Source organism: Cryobacterium sp. Hz7 (assembly GCF_004402815.1).
Lineage (GTDB): Bacteria > Actinomycetota > Actinomycetes > Actinomycetales > Microbacteriaceae > Cryobacterium > Cryobacterium sandaracinum.
In genome coordinates this window covers 80,679-100,063 of record NZ_SOFB01000050.1, presented here as the reverse complement: position 1 = coordinate 100,063, position 19,385 = coordinate 80,679, and the positions used below count along the sequence as shown (strand labels likewise).

Below are 19,385 nucleotides of genomic sequence, written 5' to 3'. Positions count from 1 at the left end.
ACCTACCAAGACTGGATCCATAGCTACAATCACCACAGACCCCATACCGGCATCGGCGGCAAATCACCCATCAACCGTGCTCACAACGTCAGTGGGAACAACATCTAGCCCGCGCCCCCTTTTTCCCCCCGCGTCCCCGCGCGCGTACGACGCACCCCACCGAGACCCGGCGGCCGCCCCTGGCCGCCGGGTTTCGGCATCCGTTCCCCGTGCCCCGTCCCCCGTGGCCCGTGCCCGTCCCCGTCTTCCCCTCGCGCCGGCCGGCATCCGTGCCCCGTCGGACAGTTCCTTCGTGGCGCTTCCCGGAGGGCAGCTCCCGTGGGTGGTGTGTGGCTAACTCAGGAGATCTACCCTGGCGGCGCCAACGGATGCCGGACTGGTGCAGTTTGCCCGTCGCTTCACAGCTGTTTCTCCTGAATTAGCCACGGGTCGGCGGCGACACCTCGGATCCTCCACAGCACAGGCTGACCGGAGCAGGCCACAGGTGGGCAGCCGACGCGGCAGACGGGGCCCGCGCTGTCCACACTGTCGACATGACTTGGGCAGAGTACTTCCGCGTCCACAATGTGCAGATCGCCGAAACCGGGGCGCTGAACGCCGGCGGCGCCAATTGGCGGGTGCTGAGGGCGGCCGTGGAGAGTGGATATCTGGTGAGGGCGCGTCGAGGGCACTATGCGCTTCCCGATACGGATGCGCACATCCTCGAAGCGGTGCGGCTGGGTGGGCGACTCGCCTGCGTCTCCGCGGTTGCGAATGCCGGGATCTTCGCTCTGGACAGCACCTTCGCGCACATCCATGTCGACCCCACCGCTTCCCGGTTGCGGGCGCCGCACGATCGATTTCAGCAGCTCAACGCTCACAACCGAGACGGTGTGGAACTCCACTGGGGTCAGCTGCTCGACCCCTGCGGCGGCACCGAGTTCCGTATCGGGCTGGCCGATGCGCTGGTCCAGGTTTTCCGGTGCCAGGAACCGAGATTCGCGATCGCGTCACTCGATAATGCCTTGTACAAGAGACTGCTCGCGGAGCAGGCCGTGGCCCAGATCTTCGCAGCTCTGCCCGCGGAGTTGCAGTCCCTGCGCCCGCTCATCGACTGTTGCAGCGAATCGGGCCAGGAGACCGTGCTCCGCCTCGTGATCACGGGAGCCGGCTTCGACGTCGAGATCCAGGTCGAGATCGGGGGCGTCGGTCGCGTCGATATGATCGTCGAGGGGCGCATAGCGGTCGAGGCCGACAGTCGGCAGTTCCACGACGGCTGGGAGGCGCACGCGCGCGACCGCACCCGCGACTGCGACCTCGCCATGCGGGGGTACCTGACTCTGCGGGTTCTCTACCGGGACATCATCCACCACCCGAAGCGCGTCATCGCCGCGATCACTGGCCTTCTGGCGTCGACCAGTCACTACCGCACTTTCATCGTCTAGTCGGTTCGCGGCAAGCCGACATCCGCTCCCGCACCTTCATCGTTTAGTCGGTTCGCGGCAAGCCGACATCCGCTCCCGTGGGGCTGCCGGGTCCGGCTCGGCGGACACCCAACCTGCCGGTCATGCGGTTGAGACCCACCCCCATGTGGCTAACTCAGGAGATCTGCCGAATCGCAGTATCAGACCCGCGTGTTTCCGGGGCGAAGAGGAACGCATATTACGGATGTCCTGAGTTGGCCACGCAGGCAGGAGCCGTGCCTGCTTCGAGCCCGGCGTTGCCGTCAGCGTGGCCGGGCGGCGCGCGCAGCGGGGCGGTCCGCCCGCGGACCCGACCTCCTTGCGGTCGAGACCCACCCTCGTGTGGCTAACTCAGGAGATCTGCCGAATCGCAGTATCAGACCCGCGTGTTTCCGGGTCAAATAGAAACGAATGCGACGGATGTCCTGAGTTGGCCGTACCGGGGCAAGCCAGGGGGACCCCAGCGGCACCGTCAGCGGGGGCCTGCGGTCAGTGGGGCGAGGCTGCGGGCCGCGAGGGCCCCGGGCAGCGCGGCGAGGCTGGTGATCCGGATGATGCCCAGCCGGGCGGCCTCGGCCGCATCCGCCCCGGCCCCGGCACCACTACCTCCAGCACCACCCCCAGCCCCGGCCGCGGTCCGGTCCAGCCAGACTCCGGTCAGCCCCGCCGCGGCGGCTCCGATCGCGTCCGTGCGCAGCCGGTCGCCCACGTAGACAGTCTGCTCCGACTCCGACCCGAACACCATGCAGGCATGCCGGAAGATGCGAGGATCCGGCTTGGCGAAGCCCAGGCTGCCGGATGCGATCACGTGCTCCAACCGCACGTCGAGCCCGGTGTCCGCCAGTTTGTGCCCCTGAGGCGTCGACTCACCGTTGGTGATCAGCCCGATCCGCACGCCCGGAAAGGCGACGGCCAGCGCGTCGAGGCAGGGGAGCGCATCGGTGTGGAGGCGCCAGCTCGCCCGATAGTGTAGAAAATACGCGTCGAACCAGCTCGTCGCAGCCGGCCCGGTCAGGGTCACGCCGTGCGCCGCCGCGAAGTCGCGGGCCCGCTCCCGGCGCTGCCCGGCGAAGTCCAGACTGCCGGCGAGGTAGGCGTGGTAATGCCGCTCTTCCAGGTCGTCCCAGAGCGCCAGCGCCGCGCCGGGGTCGGCGTCGGTGAAGGTGCCGCCCAGAGAGCCGAGGTAGGCGCGGATGCCGTCGGCCACGGCACCGCGATGGGCGAACAGGGTGTCATCGAGGTCGAACAGAACGACGGCGGGCGCGGGCGCGGACATCCGCTACCTGACGACGACGTCGACGACCATGACGACCATGACGACGACGACCATGACGACGACGACGACGACGTCGACGGGCCGGCCCCGCCCCAGCGGCAGCGAGCTCACCACAATCGCCACCACCGCCCTAGCGCCGCGGTAGCAGGCCGACGCGGTCGTAGGCGCGCGCCAGCGTCTCGTTGGCCACCGTCGCCGCCCGGTCCGCGTTGAGGGCGAGGAGTCGGTCGAGTTCGGCCGGGTCGTCGAGCAGCTCGAGAACGCGCGCCCGGATCGGCCCGAACGTGCCCGTGACCACCTCGGCGAGACCCTTCTTCAGGTCGCCGTAGCCGCGGCCGGCGTACTCGTCCTCGATCGAACCCACCGAGCGTTCCGCGAGCACCGAGTAGATCGTCAGCAGGTTGGCCACGCCCGGCTTGTTCTCGCGGTCGAAGACCACGCCGCCCTCGGCATCTGTGACCGCGCGCATGATCTTCTTATTCGTCACTGCCGGCTCGTCGAGCAGCCAGATCACGCCCGCGTGCGACTCGGCCGACTTCGACATCTTCGACGTCGGGTTCTGCAGGTCGTAGATCTTGGCGGTCTCCGTGACGATGGCGACCTCCGGCACTGTGAATGTCTGCCCGAACCGGGCGTTGAAGCGCGCCGCGAGGTCGCGGGTCAGTTCGACGTGTTGACGCTGGTCCTCGCCGACCGGCACGATCTCGGTGTCGTACAGCAGAATGTCCGCGGCCATCAGCATTGGGTAGGCGAACAGTCCCACGGTGGTCGCGTCCGATCCCTGCCGGGCGGATTTGTCCTTGAACTGGGTCATCCGGCTGGCCTCGCCGAAACCGGTGATCGTGTTCAGCACCCAGGCCAGCTGGGCGTGCGCGGCGACATGCGACTGCACGTACAGAGTCGACGCCGACGGGTCGATGCCGCTCGCGATGTATTGGGCGGCGGTGCGGCGGGTGTTCTCCCGCAGCTTCACCGGGTCCTGCGCCACGGTCAGGGCGTGCAGGTCGACGATGGAGAAGTACGCGTCGTGGGTCTGCTGCAGCGCCTTCCAGTTCAGGAGGGCGCCGATGTAATTGCCGATCTGCAGGGAATCGGCGCTCGGCTGCATGCCCGAGTAGAGGCGGGGCTTGTCCATGGGATCAGATCTTTTCGTAGCGTGTGGCCGCCGGCCGGGCCGAAAGCGCGAGTTGGAGGGGAGGTCAGATGGTGTAGTCGACGACCACGGGGGTGTGGTCGGACCAGCGCTGGTCGTAGGCGGCCGCGCGGTCGACGACGTAGCCGGTGACGGATGCCGCGAGCGCCGCTGTGGCCAGCTGGTAGTCGATCCGCCAGCCGGTGTCGTTGTCGAACGCCTGGCCGCGCCACGACCACCAGGTGAACGGCCCGTCCACTTCGCCGGACCACCGGCGCCCCACGTCGATCCAGCCGAGTCCGGCCCCGGCGTTGTAGTCCGGGGCGTCTTCGGCGCCGACGATGCGGTCGAAGTAGGCGCGCTCCTCGGGCAGGAACCCGGCGCGCTTCACGTTTCCGCGCCAATTCTTGATGTCGAGCGTGCGGTGCCCGACGTTCAGGTCACCGAGCACGACGGCCCGGTCGCTGTGCGCGGCGAGCTCGGGCAGTCGTTCGAGCATGGCGTCGAGGAACCTGTACTTCTCGACCTGCTTCGGGGTACCCACCTCGCCGGAGTGCACATAGGTGCTCACGACGGTGATCAATTTGCCGTTGACCTCGTAGTCGGCTTCGAGCCAGCGGCCGGCGCTGTCGAATTCGGCGGCACCGAGCTCGACCCGGTGGATGGCCGCGGTCGATCGGCTGGCCAGGGCCACCCCGGCCCGGCCCTTCGCGGTGGCGGCGTCGTGCAGGATGCTCCACCCCGGCCCGAGCAGACCCTCGAGGTCCTCGGTCGAGGCACGCACCTCCTGAAGGGCGAGGATGTCCACGTCGCGTTCGGACAGCCAGTCGCCCATTCCCTTGCGGAAGGCGGCGCGCACGCCGTTCACGTTCACGCTCGCGATCCGCAGGCGCTCGCCGGCGAAAGCCGCGGACACAGCGGAGTCGGCGGAGGCGGCGGAGGAAGCAGGGTCGGACGCGGCCGGGGTGGAAGCGGCAGTGGAAGCGGCAGTCGAGGCGGAAGGCATTCCCCAATTCTACTTTGGCTCAGGCCTTGGGGCCGTCGTTCGTCAGCTCAGCGGCTCGCTTCTCGGCGGCGCGCAGGCGACGCGTGGTGAGCAGCCGCTGGGGCCAGGCCGCGGTGTCGTGCGCGAGGCGGGCCTCCCGAAGCTCGGCCTGCACCACCACGCGGAACGCCTCCTCCTCCTGCCGGCGCTTCTCGGTGGCAACCTCATCCGCGCTGATCCGTCGCGGTGAGAACCCGGCGTCGTCCATGCCGACGGCGATCCAGGATGCCGCGAGCAGTGTCAGGGTGCTGGTCAGGTTGAACCAGATCAGGAGTCCGATGATCACCGCGAATGCGGCGAGCAGCGGGTTGCGGCCGGCGCCGGCGAGCAGTGTGCTGCCGAGGACCTTGAGGACACCGAGGCCCACCGCGCCCAGAATGGAGCCGGTGATGAGCTGGCGGACGGGGATCCGCACTCGCGACAGCACCCGGAACAGTGCGGCGAGGGTGATCGTGTCGATCAGGAGCACGAGGAGCAGGCCGACCGCTCGGGCGGCGCCGTTGAACCAGAACGAATCCCGGGACACCCCGAAAAGCCCGAACAGGGCCCCGAGCGCCTCGGTGCTCGCGATCGAGATCAACGCCGATACCACGAGCACGACCGCGAACAGCACTCCGAGGCCCAGCTCCCGCAGCTTGACGAGGAGGATGAAGGTCTTGTCGGGCGGCATCCGGAAGATCGTGCGCACCGCCTGCGCCGTTGTCGAGAGCCAGCCGAGCACGGTCGCGAGCAGACCGACCAGTGCGATGACGCCGGACCAGCCGAGGACCCTGGCGTCGGCGAGGACGCTCGGGTCAATCACGCCTTCCTCGCCGATCAGCCCGGGCACGGACTGGTTGATGAAGGAGTAGAGCGTCAGCTCGAGGTCGGGATTGGTCGTGATCCACAGTCCGGCGATGGAGAAGGTCAGCCAGAGGGCCGCGAACGTCGCGAAGATGGCCTGGTAGGACATGCCGCCGGCCAGGATGCCGCCGCCGCTTTCACCGAACCGGGTGAAGACCCGCACCGGGCGCGAGCGCATGACCCGCGCGATGAGGGTCTTGATCCGGTCGATCGCCGTGGGAGTGTTCACCCGCTCAGCCTAAGCGGCAGCCGGGCAGCGGAGAAAGCGAAAGGCCGGTATCGCCACGACGAAACGTCGTGACAAGACCGGCCCCAGGGTTCGGACCGGCTACACCATGCCGCGCAGCATGGCCTGCTTGACCTCGGAGATGGCCTGCGTGACCTGTATCCCGCGGGGGCACGCCTCGGTGCAGTTGAAGGTCGTGCGGCAGCGCCACACGCCTTCCTTGTCGTTCAGGATGTCGAGGCGCACGGCGGCGTTGTCGTCGCGCGAGTCGAAGATGAAGCGGTGCGCGTTGACGATCGCGGCCGGACCGAAGTACTGTCCGTCGGTCCAGAACACCGGGCAGCTCGACGTGCACGCGGCGCAGAGGATGCACTTCGTCGTGTCATCGAAGCGTTCGCGCTGGGCGACGGTCTGGATGCGCTCCTTGCCATCGGTGGGGGCGTTGTTCGCCACCAGGAACGGTTGCACGGCACGGAACGATTCGAAGAACGGCTCCATGTCCACGATCAGGTCCTTCTCCAGCGGCAGGCCCTTGATCGCCTCCACGTATACCGGCTTGGTGATGTCGAGGTCCTTGATCAGGGTCTTGCAGGCCAGGCGGTTGCGGCCGTTGATGCGCATGGCGTCCGAGCCGCAGATGCCATGCGCACAGGAGCGGCGGAAGCTCAGTGAGCCGTCCTGCTCCCACTTGATCTTGTGCAGAGCGTCGAGCACGCGGTCCGTCGGGTACATCTGTACGTCGAAGTCGTCCCAGTGCGGTTCGTCGTCGACCTCCGGGTTGTACCGGCGGATGATCAGGGTCACGGTGAAGGACTGGATTTCCTCCGGCACGACCGGCGCACTCGCAGTTGTCGGTGCGGTTGCGGTAGCGGTAGCGGTTGCGGTACTCAACTCAGTACTTCCTTTCCATCGGCTGGTAGCGCGTGATGGTGACCGGCTTCCAGTCGAGCGCAATGTGGTCGGCGGCGTCGGCGGAGAGCGGGTCTCCGGTCAGGTAGGCCATGGTGTGCACGAGGTAGTTTGCGTCGTCGCGCAGGGGGAAGTCGTCGCGCATGTGCCCGCCGCGGCTCTCCTTGCGGTTGCGTGCGGAGTACACGACGACCTCGGCCAGGTCGAGCAGGAAGCCGAGTTCGACGGCCTCGAGAAGGTCGGTGTTGAACCGGCGTCCCTTGTCCTGCACGCCGATGTTCTTGTACCGCTCGCGCAGGCCGTGGATCACGTTGGTGACGTCGGAGAGCGATTCGTCGGTGCGGAACACCTGCGCCTTGGCGTCCATCGTCTCCTGCAGCTCCTTGCGGAGCACGGCGATGCGCTCGGTTCCGGTCGAGGTGCGGATTCCTTCCAGCAGCTCCCGCACACCCCGGGCCGGGTCGGTCGGCAGCGGCGTGAACTCGGCCGTCGTGACATAGGCGACGGCGTTGTTGCCGGCGCGCTTGCCGAAGACGTTGATGTCGAGCAACGAGTTGGTGCCGAGGCGGTTGGAGCCGTGCACGGACACGCAGGCGCATTCGCCGGCCGCGTAGAGGCCGGGCACGACGGTCGTGTTGTTGCGCAGCACCTCCGCGTTCACGTTGGTGGGGATGCCGCCCATCGCGTAGTGCGCGGTGGGCATGACCGGCACCGGTTCGGTGACCGGGTCGACGCCCAGGTAGGTGCGGGCGAACTCGGTGATGTCGGGCAGCTTGGTCTCGAGCACCTCGGCACCGAGGTGGGTGCAGTCGAGGTACAGGTAGTCCTTGTTGGGACCGGCACCGCGGCCTTCAGCGACCTCCTTGACCATGCAACGGGCGATGATGTCCCGCGGGGCGAGGTCCTTGATGGTGGGCGCGTAGCGCTCCATGAACCGTTCGCCGGCCGCGTTGCGGAGGATGGCGCCCTCTCCGCGCGCGCCCTCGGTGAGCAGGATGCCGAGGCCCGCCAGTCCGGTCGGGTGGAACTGGAAGAACTCCATGTCCTCGAGCGGCAGGCCCTTGCGCCACACGATGCCCACGCCGTCGCCCGTGAGGGTGTGCGCGTTGGAGGTGGTCTTGTAGATCTTGCCGAACCCGCCGGTGGCGAAGATGAACGCCTTCGCCTGGAAGACGTGCAGTTCGCCGGTGGACAGGTCGTAGGCGACGACGGCCGAGGGCTGGTCGACCCCGTCGACCGGTGTCATGACCAGGTCGAGCACGTAGTACTCGTTGAAGAAGTTGATGCCGCGTTTGACGCAGTTCTGGTAGAGCGTCTGCAGGATCATGTGGCCGGTGCGGTCGGCGGCGTAGCAGGCCCGCCGTACCGGTGCCTTGCCGTGGTCGCTGGTGTGGCCGCCGAACCGGCGCTGGTCGATCTTGCCCTCCGGCGTTCGGTTGAAGGGCAGGCCCATGTTCTCGAGGTCGATGACCGCGTCGATGGCTTCCTTGGCGAGGATCTCGGCCGCGTCCTGGTCCACCAGGTAGTCGCCACCCTTGACCGTGTCGAAGGTGTGCCATTCCCAGTTGTCTTCTTCGACGTTGGCGAGGGCCGCGGCCATCCCGCCCTGCGCCGCACCCGTGTGCGAACGCGTCGGGTACAGCTTGGAGATCACGGCCGTGCTGGCGCCGGAGCCGGCTTCGATGGCGGCACGCATACCGGCACCCCCGGCTCCCACGATGACGATGTCGAACTGGTGGTAGTGCACACCGTCGATGACGGTGGACTCTGAGGGCGCGGTTGAAGCATCCGTAGTCATATGGGTTTTAGCAGCTCCTAAATGGCCGAGCAAAACGAAGGAAGAAGATCGGCGGGCGAACCGGCCGGGCAAGGGTCGAACGTGAATACCACGAGCGTGCCGAGCACGATCAGGATCACGACGGCCGCCAGGATGGCGGACTTCAGGATGCCGCGGGTCAGACGCTGCGTGGCGTAGTCGTTGACCAGCGTGCGCATGCCATTGCCGCCGTGGATCAGGGCGAGCCAGAGCATGAGAACGTCCCAGACCATCCAGAACGGGGTGGTCAGCTTGCCGGCGACGAAAGCAAAGTTGAGGGCGCTGACGCCCTCGCCGACCATCAGGTTGACGAAGAGGTGTCCGAAGATGAGCACGACCAGCACGACGCCGGAGACGCGCATGTAGATCCAGCCCCACTTCTCCCAGTTCACGCCGCGGGAGCGCGGCGCGCGGGAGTAGGGGCTGCGGGGAGCTTCGATTGTGGATGTCATGGCTCTCCCCGTTCTAGTGGCTGAACACGTTGATCAGGTGGCGCGGCACGAAGGCGAGCATCGTTACCACCCACAGGGCGACCACGACGTAGAACATGGCCTTCTGGTACTTGGCGTTCCAGAAGTCGATCAGGATGATCCGAATCCCGTTGAAGGCGTGGAACACGATGGCCCCGACGAGCGCGGTTTCGCCGAGGCCCATGATCGGCGTCTGATAGCTGCTGATGACCGCGTTGTAGGCCTCCGGGCTGACGCGCACCAGCGCGGTGTCCAAGATGTGAACCAGCAAGAAGAAGAAGATCGCAACACCCGTAATGCGGTGGAGGACCCACGACCACATGCCCTCACGGCCCCGATACAGGGTTCCGGCGGGGCGACGTGATGTCGTCTTCTGCTGGGATGTCAGTGTCGCTGCCTGCTCTGGCATGACCAACCCTCCCTGGCTGTGTGGCGGCCTCGACGAAGCTGGCCGACAATGCGCCGTGCGCGCATGGAACAATTATAAGTGTCTCTGTGCCGAGATAAAACGCGAATGTCCGGCTAGCGCTGCATTGACAGCGGAACCGCAACCATGGCGCGAACGGCGGCTCGTTCGTCGACGACCTGCTCGTAATGCGCCAGCAGCGCGCCGCACACGTTTTCCCAGGATCGACCGAGCACGCTCCGTCGTCCCGCCTCGCCCATCCGCCGCCGCAGCGCAGGGTCCAGGACCAGCCGGGCGACGCAGCGGCGCAGGTCTCTCTCGTCGTCCGGAATGAAGAGGAAACCGTTTTCACCGTGGCTGACCAGGTCGATCGGGCCGCCGGCCCGCGGTGCGACGACCGGCAGCCCGGCGGCGTGCGCCTCCTGCAGGGTCTGGCCGAAGGTCTCCTCGGTGCCCGCGTGCAGGAACAGGTCGAAGCTCGCGTAAGCCCGGGCGAGATCCGCCCCGTCCAGGCGGCCGAGCCAGGTCACCGGCATCCCGGCGAGCTCCCGCTCGAGCGCCGGCCGCGACGGGCCGTCGCCGACGAGGGCGAGACGGATGCCGGGCAGCCCGCGCAGGGCCCGGAACCTCTCCACCTGCTTCTCCGGTGCCAGGCGGCCGACGTAGCCCACGACGACCTCCCCGTTCGGGGCCAGCCGGCTCCGCAGCGCCGACGCCTCCGGGTCGGATCTCCGGTTGGGGTGGTAGCCGACCAGGTCGACGCCGCGGGTCCAGTGCGCCAGCCGCCGCAGGCCGATGCGGCGCAGGTCCGCCATCGACGCGGAGGAGGGAGCCAGGGTGAGGTCGGCTCCCTCGTGCACCCACTTGACGAAACGCCAGACGGACTGCGCGGCCGGGCCGAGCCGGTTGCGGCGGGCGTAGCCGGCGACATCCGTCTGGAAAACGGCGACGCTGGGAACGTCCTGCCGGTTCGCGGCCGCGATGCCCTGTGCGCCGAGCAGGAACGGCGACGCAGCGTGCAGCACGTCCGGGGCGAAATCGGCCAGCAGGCGGTGCACCTGCGGGCTGGGCATTCCCACCGGGAACTGCCGGTAGCGTGCCGCGGGAACACCGTGCACGGGGAACCCGGCGTACTCGGCCGGGGCGCCGGCCGGGGCGATGACCATCGCGTCGTGGCCCGTGCGGGAAAGATGCTCGAGCACCTTGCACACGCTCGTGGTGACTCCGCTGACCGTGGGCAGAAAACTTTCGGTGATGAGTGCAACCCTCATGAGGGTGACCCTAGGCACGCCCTCCGGCGCGCAGGTGAACGCACCGTGAACGGCGTGGACCGGGCGGTAGTCTGGCCGAATGCTGCCTTCCACGGAACCACTCGATCGTTTCTACAGCGTGATTCCCGCCGGTGGGATCGGATCCCGGCTGTGGCCGCTGTCCCGCGCCGACGCCCCCAAATTCCTGCACGACCTGACCGGCTCCGGCCAGACCCTGCTCAGGGCCACTTGGGATCGCCTCGCACCTCTGTCGGGCGAGCAGCGCATCATGGTGGTCACCGGCCGCGCGCACCGCGCCGCCGTCGAGGAGCAGCTCCCCGAGCTCGCCGACCTGAACGTGGTGCTCGAAAGCGAGCCGCGCGAGTCCACCGCCGCCATCGGCCTGGCCGCGGCGATTCTGGAGAAACGCGAACCGGACGTCATCATCGGCTCCTTCGCCGCCGACCACGTGATCAAGGGACACCACCTGTTCCGCCAGGCGGTCGCCGAGGCCGTGCGCGCCGCCGACGCCGGCTACATCGCCACCATCGGCATCCAGCCCACGGAGCCGGCCGTCGGCTTCGGCTATATCAAGACCGCCGGCGCGCTGCACATTGCCGGCGCCGCCAGCGCCCTGTCGGTGGACTCCTTCGTGGAGAAGCCCGACCTTGCCACCGCCCAGGACTACCTGGCCAACGGCACCTATTTCTGGAACGCCGGCATGTACATCGCCCGCGCCGACCGCCTGCTGGAAGAGATCGGGGCGTCCGAGCCCGAACTTCTCGCCGGGCTGCTCGAACTGGCCGAGGCCTGGGATACCCCGCGCCGCGGCGCCGTGGTCGACCGCGTCTGGCCCCGCCTGAAGAAGATCGCGATCGACTACTCGGTCGCCGAACCGGCGGCCGCCCGCGGCAGGCTCGCCGTGATCCCCGGCCAGTTCGACTGGGACGACGTGGGTGACTTCGCATCGATCGCGAAAATCCACGCCAACGGCCGCAAGCGCGATCTCGCCATCCTCGGCGACGGTGCCCGGGTGCTTGCGGACTCCTCGAGCGGGATCGTGGTCAGCCACACCGGGCGCATGATCGCCCTGATCGGCGTCGAGGACATCGTCGTGGTCGACACCCCGGACGCCCTCCTCATCACCACCAGCGCCAACGCGCAGAAGGTCAAGGCCGTCGTCGACGCGCTAAAGCTGTCCGGCAGCAACGACGTGCTCTAATCGGCATCAAACCCCCCGATCGGGGGCATTTTCGGGCCCGATTCGGCCGGGGCGTCCGGCGGGCCTGCCGCGGACCAGTATCGCGTCTTGATAACCTTTCGCCCACGGGCCCGTTTTGCTCCTCTGAGCAGAGAATCATTCGATAGCGTGTAAACCAATACAGCCCCTTGCGAACCCGCGCCGGGCGACCATTGGAGGTCATTTTGACAATCATGAAACGACGGGTCGCATTCAGCGGCCTTGCCACGTTGGGCGTCGTGGCCCTTCTCGCAGCCTGTGCGCCGGCGCCGACCGATGAGGGAACCGCTGGTGGCGGTGCCGAATCCGACTACCTGCCCTGCATCGTCTCCGACTTCGGCGGCTTCGACGACAAGTCCTTCAACCAGTCCAGCTTCGAGGGCATCACCAAGGCCTCCGACGAGCTCGGCATCGAATTCCAGCAGGCCGAGTCCAAGTCGGAAGACCAGTACGGTCCGAACGTCTCGAGCATGGTCGACCAGGGTTGCGACTTCGTCCTCACCGTCGGTTTCGCCCTCTCCAACGCCACCCGCGATGCCGCCCAGGCCGCGCCCGACACCAACTTCGCGCTGATCGACTCCGCGCTCTCCAATGACGACTTCAGCCCGCTGACGCTCGACAACGTGAAGCCGGTGCTGTACGACACGGCGCAGGCCGCGTTCCTGGCCGGCTACCTGGCCGCGGGCACCACCAAGACCGGAGTCGTCGGCACCTATGGCGGACTTCAGTTCCCGTCGGTCACCATCTTCATGGACGGCTTTGTCGACGGCGTCGCGTACCACAACGAGAAGAAGGGCACCGACGTCACCGTCAGCGGCTGGGACAAGACCACCCAGACCGGCCTGTTCGCCGGTGGCTTCGACGACATCAACCAGGGCAAGGCGCTCAGCACCACCCTGATCGACGCCGGCGCTGACATCATCCTCCCGGTTGCCGGACCGCTCTTCCAGGGCACCGCGCAGGCCATTCAGGACTCCGGCAAGGACGTCGCCATCATCGGTGTCGACAGCGACCTGTTCGAGACCACGCCCGAGTTCGCTTCGCTTTACCTCACCTCGGTGCTCAAGCAGATGACGGATGCCACCGAGCAGATCATCCTCGACGACGCTGAGGGTAACTTCTCGTCCACCCCCTACGTCGGCACGCTCGAGAACGAGGGCGTCGACATCGCCCCGCTCCACGACTGGGAGTCCAAGGTCGACCCCGCGGTCATGACCGAGATCGAGGCCATCAAGGCCGACATCATCAGTGGTGTTCTCAAGGTTGAGTCGCCCGCGACCCCGAAGTAGCACCGAAGCAGCACTCAGACGCAGTCGGGGAGGCACGCATCTTGCGGGCCTCCCCGACTGCGTCTGTGGGCGGATGTCGTCGGCCGGGATGCCTGCACACCCAAGCGAACGGCGCCACCCCGCCAACATATGAGCAAGAGCGTCAACTTTCGCTCGTCACTGAATAGAATCGACGACATGAAGCTCGAACTTCGAGGCATTACGAAGCGATTCGGTGCCCTGGTCGCGAATGACCACATTGACCTCACCGTCGAGGCCGGAGAAATCCACGCACTGCTCGGCGAAAACGGCGCGGGGAAATCCACCCTGATGAACGTGCTCTACGGCCTGTACCGGGCCGAGGAGGGCGATATCCTCCTCGACGACGTGGTGCAGCACTTCAGCGGCCCCGGCGACGCCATGGCCGCCGGCATCGGCATGGTGCACCAGCACTTCATGCTCATCCCGGTGTTCACCGTCGCCGAGAACGTCATGCTCGGGCATGAGGAGACCAAGGCGGGCGGTCGCCTCGACCTGCCCGCGGCCCGCAAGCACGTGCGCGAGATCTCCCGACGGTTCGGGTTCGACGTCGACCCGGATGCGCTCGTCGAAGACCTCCCCGTCGGCGTGCAGCAGCGGGTCGAGATCATCAAGGCGCTCTCGCGCGACGCGAAGGTGCTCGTCTTCGACGAGCCCACCGCCGTGCTCACGCCGCAGGAGACCGACGAGCTGATGGTCATCATGCGCCAGCTCAAGGCGAGCGGTACCTCCATCGTGTTCATCACCCACAAGCTGCGCGAGGTGCGCGAAGTCGCCGACCGGATCACCGTCATCCGTCTGGGCAAGGTCGTCGGTGAGGCGTCCCCGACCGCGAGCAACGTCGAGCTGGCCACCCAGATGGTCGGCCGTGCGGTCGACCTCACCGTGGACAAGTCCCCGGCACTGCCCGGTGAGGTGGTTCTGTCGGTGAAGAACCTCACCGTGCTGGGCCCGCACGGTCAGATCCTGGTCAACAACGTCAGCTTCGAGGTGCACAAGGGCGAGATCCTGGCCATCGCCGGGGTGCAGGGAAACGGCCAGACCGAACTCACCGAGGCGATGATGGGGCTCCAATCGCGGGTTTCCGGGGAGATCACCCTCGACGGCAAGTCGCTGCGCGGGCATTCGGTGCGCCAGGTACTCGACGCCGGAGTCGGATTCGTGCCGGAAGACCGCAACGAAGACGGACTGGTCGGTGAGTTCACCATCGCCGAGAACCTCATGCTCGACCGCTCGAACAAGCTCCCCTTCGTCAAACGGTGGAACGTGCAGCGGGCCTTCCTCGCCGCGTTCGCCGAAAAAAAAGTCACAGAGTTCGACGTGCGCGCCCAAGGCATCGAGACCCCGGTCGGCAAGCTCTCCGGCGGCAACCAGCAGAAGGTCGTGCTCGCCCGCGAGCTCGGCCGCGATCTGCGCCTCTTCGTCGCAGCCCAGCCCACCCGCGGGCTCGACGTCGGCTCGGTGGAGTTCGTGCACGAGCGCATCGTGGCCACCCGGGATGCCGGCACGCCCGTGATCGTCATCTCGACGGAGCTCGACGAGGTGGCAGCCCTCGCGGACCGGATCATGGTCATGTACCGCGGTCGCATCGTCGGCATCGTTCCCGGTGACACGCCGCGCGCCGTACTCGGTTTGATGATGGCCGGCGAAACGCCCGCCGGAGAAGGAGCTGCCGCGTGAGCGCGACACAGGGTCCCACGACCGAGTCAGGAACGCCGTCAATCCCGGCCCCCGAACAGCCGTCCCGCTGGAACCAGGCGTTTCGCGAGATCACCACCGGCAACGCGATCATCTCCGTGCTCGCCGTCGTGCTCGCGCTTTTCGTCGGCGGCATCATGATCGCCTTCACCAACGAGGGCGTTCAGGAAGCCGCAGGCTACTTCTTCTCCCGGCCCGGCGACCTGCTGCGGGAAGTCTGGTATTCCGTGTCCGGCGCCTACTCGGCCCTGTTCCAGGGGTCGGTCTACAACTTCCGTCGACCGAGCTTCGCCGCCGGCATCAAGCCGCTCACCGAGACGCTCACCTTCGCGACCCCGCTGATCATGGCGGGGCTCGGCGTGGCGCTGGGCTTCCGGGTGGGCATGTTCAACATCGGTGGCCGCGGCCAGATGCTGATCGCCGCCGCCCTCGGCGGCTGGGTCGGTTTCGCCGTCGACCTGCCCTACGGCCTGCACATGGTCGCGGCCCTCGTGGCCGGCGTGCTCGGCGGCGCCCTCTGGGGTGGGATCGTGGGTCTGCTCAAGGCCCGCACCGGCGCCCATGAGGTGATCACCACGATCATGCTCAACTACGTCGCGTTCTACCTGGTCAGCTATCTGCTGCGCGAGGGCTTCCTGAAGACCCCCGGATCGAACAACCCGAAGAGCCCGGCGACGAAGGTCACCGCGGTCTTCCCCGACCTTCTCGGCTCGACGTACTCGCTGCACTTCGGCTTCATCCTGGCCATCGCCGCCACGGTTTTCACCTGGTGGCTGCTGTCCCGGTCGAACCTGGGCTTCCAGTTCCGGGCCGTGGGACTGAACCCCCACGCGGCGCGCGTCGCCGGCATCAGCGTCAAGCGCATCTACGTCTACGCGATGCTGTTCTCGGGCGGACTGATCGGCCTGGCCGGCATCAACCAGGTGCTCGGCACCACGACCAGCGGTTTCGGCGCCGGACTGGACTCCGGTATCGGCTTCGATGCGATCACGGTCGCGCTGCTGGGCCGTTCCAAGCCCTGGGGTGTGTTCGCCGCGGGCATCCTGTTCGGCGCGTTCAAGGCCGGCGGTTTCTCGATGCAGGCGGCCGAGGGTGTGCCGATCGACATCGTGCTCGTCGTGCAGTCACTGATCGTGCTTTTCATCGCGGCTCCGCCTCTCGTGCGGGCCATCTTCCGACTGCCGGCCCCGGGCTCCGCGCCCCGCCGGGCACTGCCCAACGTTTCCCAGGAGGTGGCTGCACAGTGAGCACCGTTGCCCCGGCCGTCCAGCCCGTATCGTCGACCGCCGACGATCGCCCCGACTTCAAAATCGTGAAGAGTTGGAAGTCGCCCATCGCCCTGGCGATTTTCACCGTCGTCGCCTTCGCGCTCTTCGTGGCCTTCGGCCGCGAGGGCGTCAGCACCATGCGGCTCTCCACCTCGAGCGACCTGATCCAGCTTCCCGATCTCCTGCTGCCCACCCGGCTGACCGGCATCGTCATCAGTGTGCTGCTGCTTGTGATCACGGGCGTGAGCGTGTGGCTGGTGCAGTCCCGGCGTCAGGTGCCGATCTGGCTTATCTCCGTCTACGCGGTGCTCTTCCTGATCGGATTCCTGGTCTGGGCCGCCGCCGGCGAGTCCATCCCGATGCCCGGGCTGCTGTTCGGTTCGCTCAGCCTGGCTGTACCGCTGATCTTCGGTGCTCTCGGCGGTGTCATCTCCGAACGGGTCGGCGTGGTCAACATCGCCATTGAGGGGCAACTGCTCGCCGGGGCGTTCACCTCGGCCATGGTGGCGTCCCTGACCAACCAGCCCATCCTCGGCCTCGTCGCGGCCATGTTCGCCGGCGTTCTCGTTTCGATGGTGCTCGCCTCGTTCTCGATCAAGTACTTCGTCGACCAGGTCATCGTCGGTGTCGTGCTCAACGTTCTCGTGATCGGCGTCACCGGTTTCCTTTACTCCCAGGTGATGGCGCCCAACGCGGCCCTGCTCAACCAGCCGCCTCGATTCGAGCGGATCAACATCCCGCTGCTCAGCGAGATCCCGATCATCGGACCGGTCTTGTTCCGGCAGACCCTGATCGTCTACATCATGTATGTGGCCGTCGCCTTGGTGTACTACGGCATCTTCCACACCCGGTGGGGCCTGCGCCTCCGCAGCGTGGGCGAGCACCCCCAGGCGGCAGACACCGTCGGCATCAACGTCGGCCGCACCCGGTTCTGGAACGTGTCGCTCGCCGGCGCGATCGTCGGCCTCGGCGGCGCCTACTTCACCCTCGGTTCGGTGGGCGCTTTCGGCAAGGAGATGACCGCCGGAGCCGGCTTCATCGCGCTGGCCGCCGTGATCTTCGGCCGTTGGGATCCGATCCGGGCCACGCTGGCCGCCCTCCTGTTCGGGTTCGCGAGCAACTTGCAGAACGTGCTCAGTGTCATCGGTTCGCCGGTGCCGAGCGAGTTCATGCTCATGCTGCCGTACCTGATCACCATCGCCGCCGTTGCCGGGTTCGTCGGAACGTCGCGGGGACCGGCGGCATCCGGCAAGCCCTACATCAAATCGTGACCGGCGTGAGCCACGGCGCCTCGCCAGCGGCCGGCGACATCGACTGGGCGGCGCTGCGGGAGGCCGCGACGACGGCGATGGCCCAGGCCTATGTGCCGTACTCGAAGTTTCCGGTCGGCGCCGCGGCGCAGGTCACCGACGGTCGTGTGATCAGCGGATGCAACGTGGAGAACGCCTCCTACGGGCTCACCCTCTGCGCCGAATGCGCCCTCGTCTCCGTGCTGCACCTGACCGGGGGAGGCCACCTCGTCGCGTTCACCTGCGTCGACGGCAACGGCCGAACGCTGATGCCCTGCGGTCGCTGCCGCCAGCTGTTGTACGAACATTCCGCGCCCGGCATGCTGCTGGAGACGGTGTCGGGTGTGCGCACCATCGATGAAGTGCTGCCGGACGCCTTCGGGCCGAGGCAGCTCGCCGAATATCAGGAAGAGTAGCTGTGAGCACCAACGAGAACCGTATCGAGGCCTTCGACGCCGTGGACCTGATCCATGCCAAGCGTGATCGGGGCGAGCTCAGCACGCCGCAGATCGACTGGCTGATCGACGCGTACACGCGCGGTTACGTCGGCGACGAGCAGATGGCCGCCATGACCATGGCGATCTTCCTGAACGGCATGAATCGCCGGGAGATCAAGGATCTCACCATGGCGATGCTGAGCAGCGGCGAGCGGATGAGCTTCGCCGGACTCGGCAAGCCGACCACCGACAAGCACTCCACCGGCGGCGTCGGCGACAAGATCACCCTGCCGCTGATGCCACTCGTGGCGGTCTTCGGTGCGGCCGTGCCGCAGCTGTCCGGCCGCGGCCTCGGCCACACCGGCGGCACCCTCGACAAGCTCGAATCCATCCCCGGCTGGCGTGCGCACCTCACCAACGAGGAGATGTTCGCGCAGCTGCAGGAATTCGGCGGCGTGATCTGCGCCGCCGGCGGCGGTCTGGCCCCGGCCGACGGCAAGCTCTACGCGCTGCGCGACATCACCGGCACCGTCGAGGCGATCCCGCTGATCGCGTCGTCGATCATGTCGAAGAAGATCGCGGAGGGCACCGGCGCCCTCGTCCTGGACGTGAAGTTCGGGTCGGGCGCGTTCCTGAAAGACATCGAACGGTCCCGGGAGCTCGCCCGCACCATGGTCGCCCTCGGCGAGGACGCCGGCGTGGCGACATCCGCTCTGCTCACCAATATGAACGTGCCGCTCGGGCTCGCGATCGGAAACGCCAACGAGGTGCGTGAATCGGTCGAGGTTCTCGCCGGCGGCGGGCCGGCGGATGTCGTCGAGCTCACCGTGGCCCTGGCCCGGGAGATGCTCGCTCTGGTGGGCATTACCGACGTCGACGTGGAATCCGCTCTCACGGACGGACGCGCCATGGACAAGTGGCGCGACGTGATCCGTGCCCAGGGCGGCGATCCCGACGCCCCGCTGCCCGTGGCCCGCGAGACCCACGTCGTCACCGCCCTGCGCGACGGTGTGCTCGTCGAGCAGCAGGCGCTGCCGTTCGGCATCGGCGCCTGGCGCCTCGGCGCCGGCCGCGCCCGCAAGCAGGATCCGGTGCAGCACGCCGCCGGCATCGACCTGCACGCCAAGCCGGGCGATATCGTGCGCGCCGGCCAGCCCCTGTTCACCCTCAGTGCCGACGAACCCGAGCGCTTCGCGCGGGCCCTGGAGGCCGTGGACGGCGCATATCGCATCGGCGACCCCGGCGAGCCCGTGCAGGACGGCGGCCCGCTGATCGCCGAGCGCATCGGCCGCTGAACCGCCCGCCGGTCTCGGCCCGTGCATCTGAACGGA

Annotated in this window: 19 protein-coding genes; 9 read left to right on the top strand and 10 right to left on the bottom strand. The window is 67.4% G+C overall.

All coding sequences use genetic code 11. From position 1 onward, the window contains the following. Both E3N86_RS12070 and E3N86_RS12065 read left to right on the top strand, forming a co-directional pair. On the top strand, positions 1-108 hold a 108-nt coding region (locus E3N86_RS12070; protein WP_166785069.1), incomplete at its 5' end, for an integrase core domain-containing protein. Positions 109-533: 425 nt separating this feature from the next. Beyond that, complete coding sequence (locus E3N86_RS12065) at positions 534-1,424, top strand: endonuclease domain-containing protein (protein WP_134512025.1); 891 nt, start codon at positions 534-536, stop codon at positions 1,422-1,424. Positions 1,425-1,914: 490 nt separating this feature from the next. On the opposite strand, the gene E3N86_RS12060 is transcribed toward E3N86_RS12065, so the two are convergent. The 10 genes from E3N86_RS12060 to E3N86_RS12020 form a co-directional block, all read right to left on the bottom strand. Then, positions 1,915-2,718 (bottom strand): HAD family hydrolase, encoded by an 804-nt coding sequence (locus E3N86_RS12060; RefSeq protein WP_104100352.1) that lies wholly within the window; start codon positions 2,716-2,718, stop codon positions 1,915-1,917. A gap of 3 nt (positions 2,719-2,721) precedes the next feature. Beyond that, the gene (locus E3N86_RS17660; RefSeq protein WP_255453070.1) at positions 2,722-2,844 is read right to left on the bottom strand and encodes a hypothetical protein; all 123 of its coding nucleotides are present in this window, start codon (positions 2,842-2,844) and stop codon (positions 2,722-2,724) included. Positions 2,845-2,848: 4 nt separating this feature from the next. Beyond that, positions 2,849-3,853 (bottom strand): tryptophan--tRNA ligase, encoded by a 1,005-nt coding sequence (trpS, locus tag E3N86_RS12055; RefSeq protein ID WP_104171369.1) that lies wholly within the window; start codon positions 3,851-3,853, stop codon positions 2,849-2,851. Positions 3,854-3,917: 64 nt separating this feature from the next. Beyond that, positions 3,918-4,685, bottom strand: a complete 768-nt coding sequence (locus E3N86_RS12050) for an exodeoxyribonuclease III (RefSeq protein ID WP_241986069.1) — start codon at positions 4,683-4,685, stop codon at positions 3,918-3,920. 190 nt (positions 4,686-4,875) lie between these two features. After that, on the bottom strand, positions 4,876-5,967 hold the full coding sequence (locus tag E3N86_RS12045) for a YihY/virulence factor BrkB family protein (protein ID WP_134372289.1): 1,092 nt from the start codon (positions 5,965-5,967) through the stop codon (positions 4,876-4,878). Positions 5,968-6,066: 99 nt separating this feature from the next. Next, positions 6,067-6,855: a succinate dehydrogenase iron-sulfur subunit gene (locus E3N86_RS12040; protein WP_174843019.1), complete on the bottom strand. Its 789-nt coding sequence runs from the start codon at positions 6,853-6,855 to the stop codon at positions 6,067-6,069. Position 6,856: 1 nt separating this feature from the next. Then, on the bottom strand, positions 6,857-8,671 hold the full coding sequence (gene sdhA / locus E3N86_RS12035; RefSeq protein WP_104100348.1) for a succinate dehydrogenase flavoprotein subunit: 1,815 nt from the start codon (positions 8,669-8,671) through the stop codon (positions 6,857-6,859). A gap of 17 nt (positions 8,672-8,688) precedes the next feature. Then, positions 8,689-9,141 carry a succinate dehydrogenase hydrophobic membrane anchor subunit gene (locus tag E3N86_RS12030; RefSeq protein ID WP_104100347.1) on the bottom strand — a complete coding sequence of 151 codons (453 nt, stop codon included), beginning with the start codon at positions 9,139-9,141 and terminating at the stop codon, positions 8,689-8,691. Positions 9,142-9,154: 13 nt separating this feature from the next. Then, entirely contained in the window at positions 9,155-9,568 is a 414-nt protein-coding gene (sdhC, locus tag E3N86_RS12025; RefSeq protein WP_104100346.1) for a succinate dehydrogenase, cytochrome b556 subunit, read from the bottom strand. 113 nt (positions 9,569-9,681) lie between these two features. Further along, positions 9,682-10,836: a glycosyltransferase family 1 protein gene (locus tag E3N86_RS12020; RefSeq protein ID WP_134372287.1), complete on the bottom strand. Its 1,155-nt coding sequence runs from the start codon at positions 10,834-10,836 to the stop codon at positions 9,682-9,684. Between the two features lie 79 nt (positions 10,837-10,915). Between E3N86_RS12020 and E3N86_RS12015 the strand changes: the two genes are divergently transcribed. The 7 genes from E3N86_RS12015 to E3N86_RS11985 all read left to right on the top strand — a co-directional run bounded on the left by E3N86_RS12015 (position 10,916) and on the right by E3N86_RS11985 (position 19,349). After that, the gene (locus E3N86_RS12015; RefSeq protein ID WP_134342668.1) at positions 10,916-12,037 is read left to right on the top strand and encodes a mannose-1-phosphate guanylyltransferase; all 1,122 of its coding nucleotides are present in this window, start codon (positions 10,916-10,918) and stop codon (positions 12,035-12,037) included. Positions 12,038-12,249: 212 nt separating this feature from the next. Then, positions 12,250-13,344 carry a BMP family protein gene (locus E3N86_RS12010; protein WP_134372330.1) on the top strand — a complete coding sequence of 365 codons (1,095 nt, stop codon included), beginning with the start codon at positions 12,250-12,252 and terminating at the stop codon, positions 13,342-13,344. Positions 13,345-13,521: 177 nt separating this feature from the next. Then, positions 13,522-15,042, top strand: coding sequence for an ABC transporter ATP-binding protein (locus tag E3N86_RS12005; protein ID WP_104100342.1), 1,521 nt, complete (start codon positions 13,522-13,524; stop codon positions 15,040-15,042). Next, entirely contained in the window at positions 15,039-16,307 is a 1,269-nt protein-coding gene (locus E3N86_RS12000; RefSeq protein ID WP_174722148.1) for an ABC transporter permease, read from the top strand. Before E3N86_RS12005 ends, E3N86_RS12000 begins: the two co-directional genes overlap by 4 nt. After that, positions 16,304-17,599 carry an ABC transporter permease gene (locus E3N86_RS11995; RefSeq protein WP_370295456.1) on the top strand — a complete coding sequence of 432 codons (1,296 nt, stop codon included), beginning with the start codon at positions 16,304-16,306 and terminating at the stop codon, positions 17,597-17,599. Before E3N86_RS12000 ends, E3N86_RS11995 begins: the two co-directional genes overlap by 4 nt. Continuing rightward, a complete protein-coding gene (locus tag E3N86_RS11990) occupies positions 17,596-18,033 on the top strand; it encodes a cytidine deaminase (protein ID WP_255409024.1) in 438 nt (145 codons plus the stop codon). Before E3N86_RS11995 ends, E3N86_RS11990 begins: the two co-directional genes overlap by 4 nt. A 2-nt stretch (positions 18,034-18,035) precedes the next feature. Next, on the top strand, positions 18,036-19,349 hold the full coding sequence (locus E3N86_RS11985; protein ID WP_134512023.1) for a thymidine phosphorylase: 1,314 nt from the start codon (positions 18,036-18,038) through the stop codon (positions 19,347-19,349). Positions 19,350-19,385 lie beyond the last annotated feature (36 nt).

Excerpts from the sequence above, each read along its gene's own strand:
- E3N86_RS12010 (WP_134372330.1), top strand. The coding sequence starts at position 12,250 with ATGAAACGACGGGTCGCATTCAGCGGCCTTGCCACGTTGGGCGTCGTG.
- E3N86_RS12020 (WP_134372287.1), bottom strand. The coding sequence starts at position 10,836 with ATGAGGGTTGCACTCATCACCGAAAGTTTTCTGCCCACGGTCAGCGGA.
- E3N86_RS12065 (WP_134512025.1), top strand. The coding sequence starts at position 534 with ATGACTTGGGCAGAGTACTTCCGCGTCCACAATGTGCAGATCGCCGAA.
- E3N86_RS12015 (WP_134342668.1), top strand. The coding sequence starts at position 10,916 with ATGCTGCCTTCCACGGAACCACTCGATCGTTTCTACAGCGTGATTCCC.
- sdhC (WP_104100346.1), bottom strand. The coding sequence starts at position 9,568 with ATGCCAGAGCAGGCAGCGACACTGACATCCCAGCAGAAGACGACATCA.
- sdhA (WP_104100348.1), bottom strand. The coding sequence starts at position 8,671 with ATGACTACGGATGCTTCAACCGCGCCCTCAGAGTCCACCGTCATCGAC.
- E3N86_RS12030 (WP_104100347.1), bottom strand. The coding sequence starts at position 9,141 with ATGACATCCACAATCGAAGCTCCCCGCAGCCCCTACTCCCGCGCGCCG.
- E3N86_RS12060 (WP_104100352.1), bottom strand. The coding sequence starts at position 2,718 with ATGTCCGCGCCCGCGCCCGCCGTCGTTCTGTTCGACCTCGATGACACC.
- E3N86_RS12005 (WP_104100342.1), top strand. The coding sequence starts at position 13,522 with ATGAAGCTCGAACTTCGAGGCATTACGAAGCGATTCGGTGCCCTGGTC.
- E3N86_RS12050 (WP_241986069.1), bottom strand. The coding sequence starts at position 4,685 with ATGGGCGACTGGCTGTCCGAACGCGACGTGGACATCCTCGCCCTTCAG.
- trpS (WP_104171369.1), bottom strand. The coding sequence starts at position 3,853 with ATGGACAAGCCCCGCCTCTACTCGGGCATGCAGCCGAGCGCCGATTCC.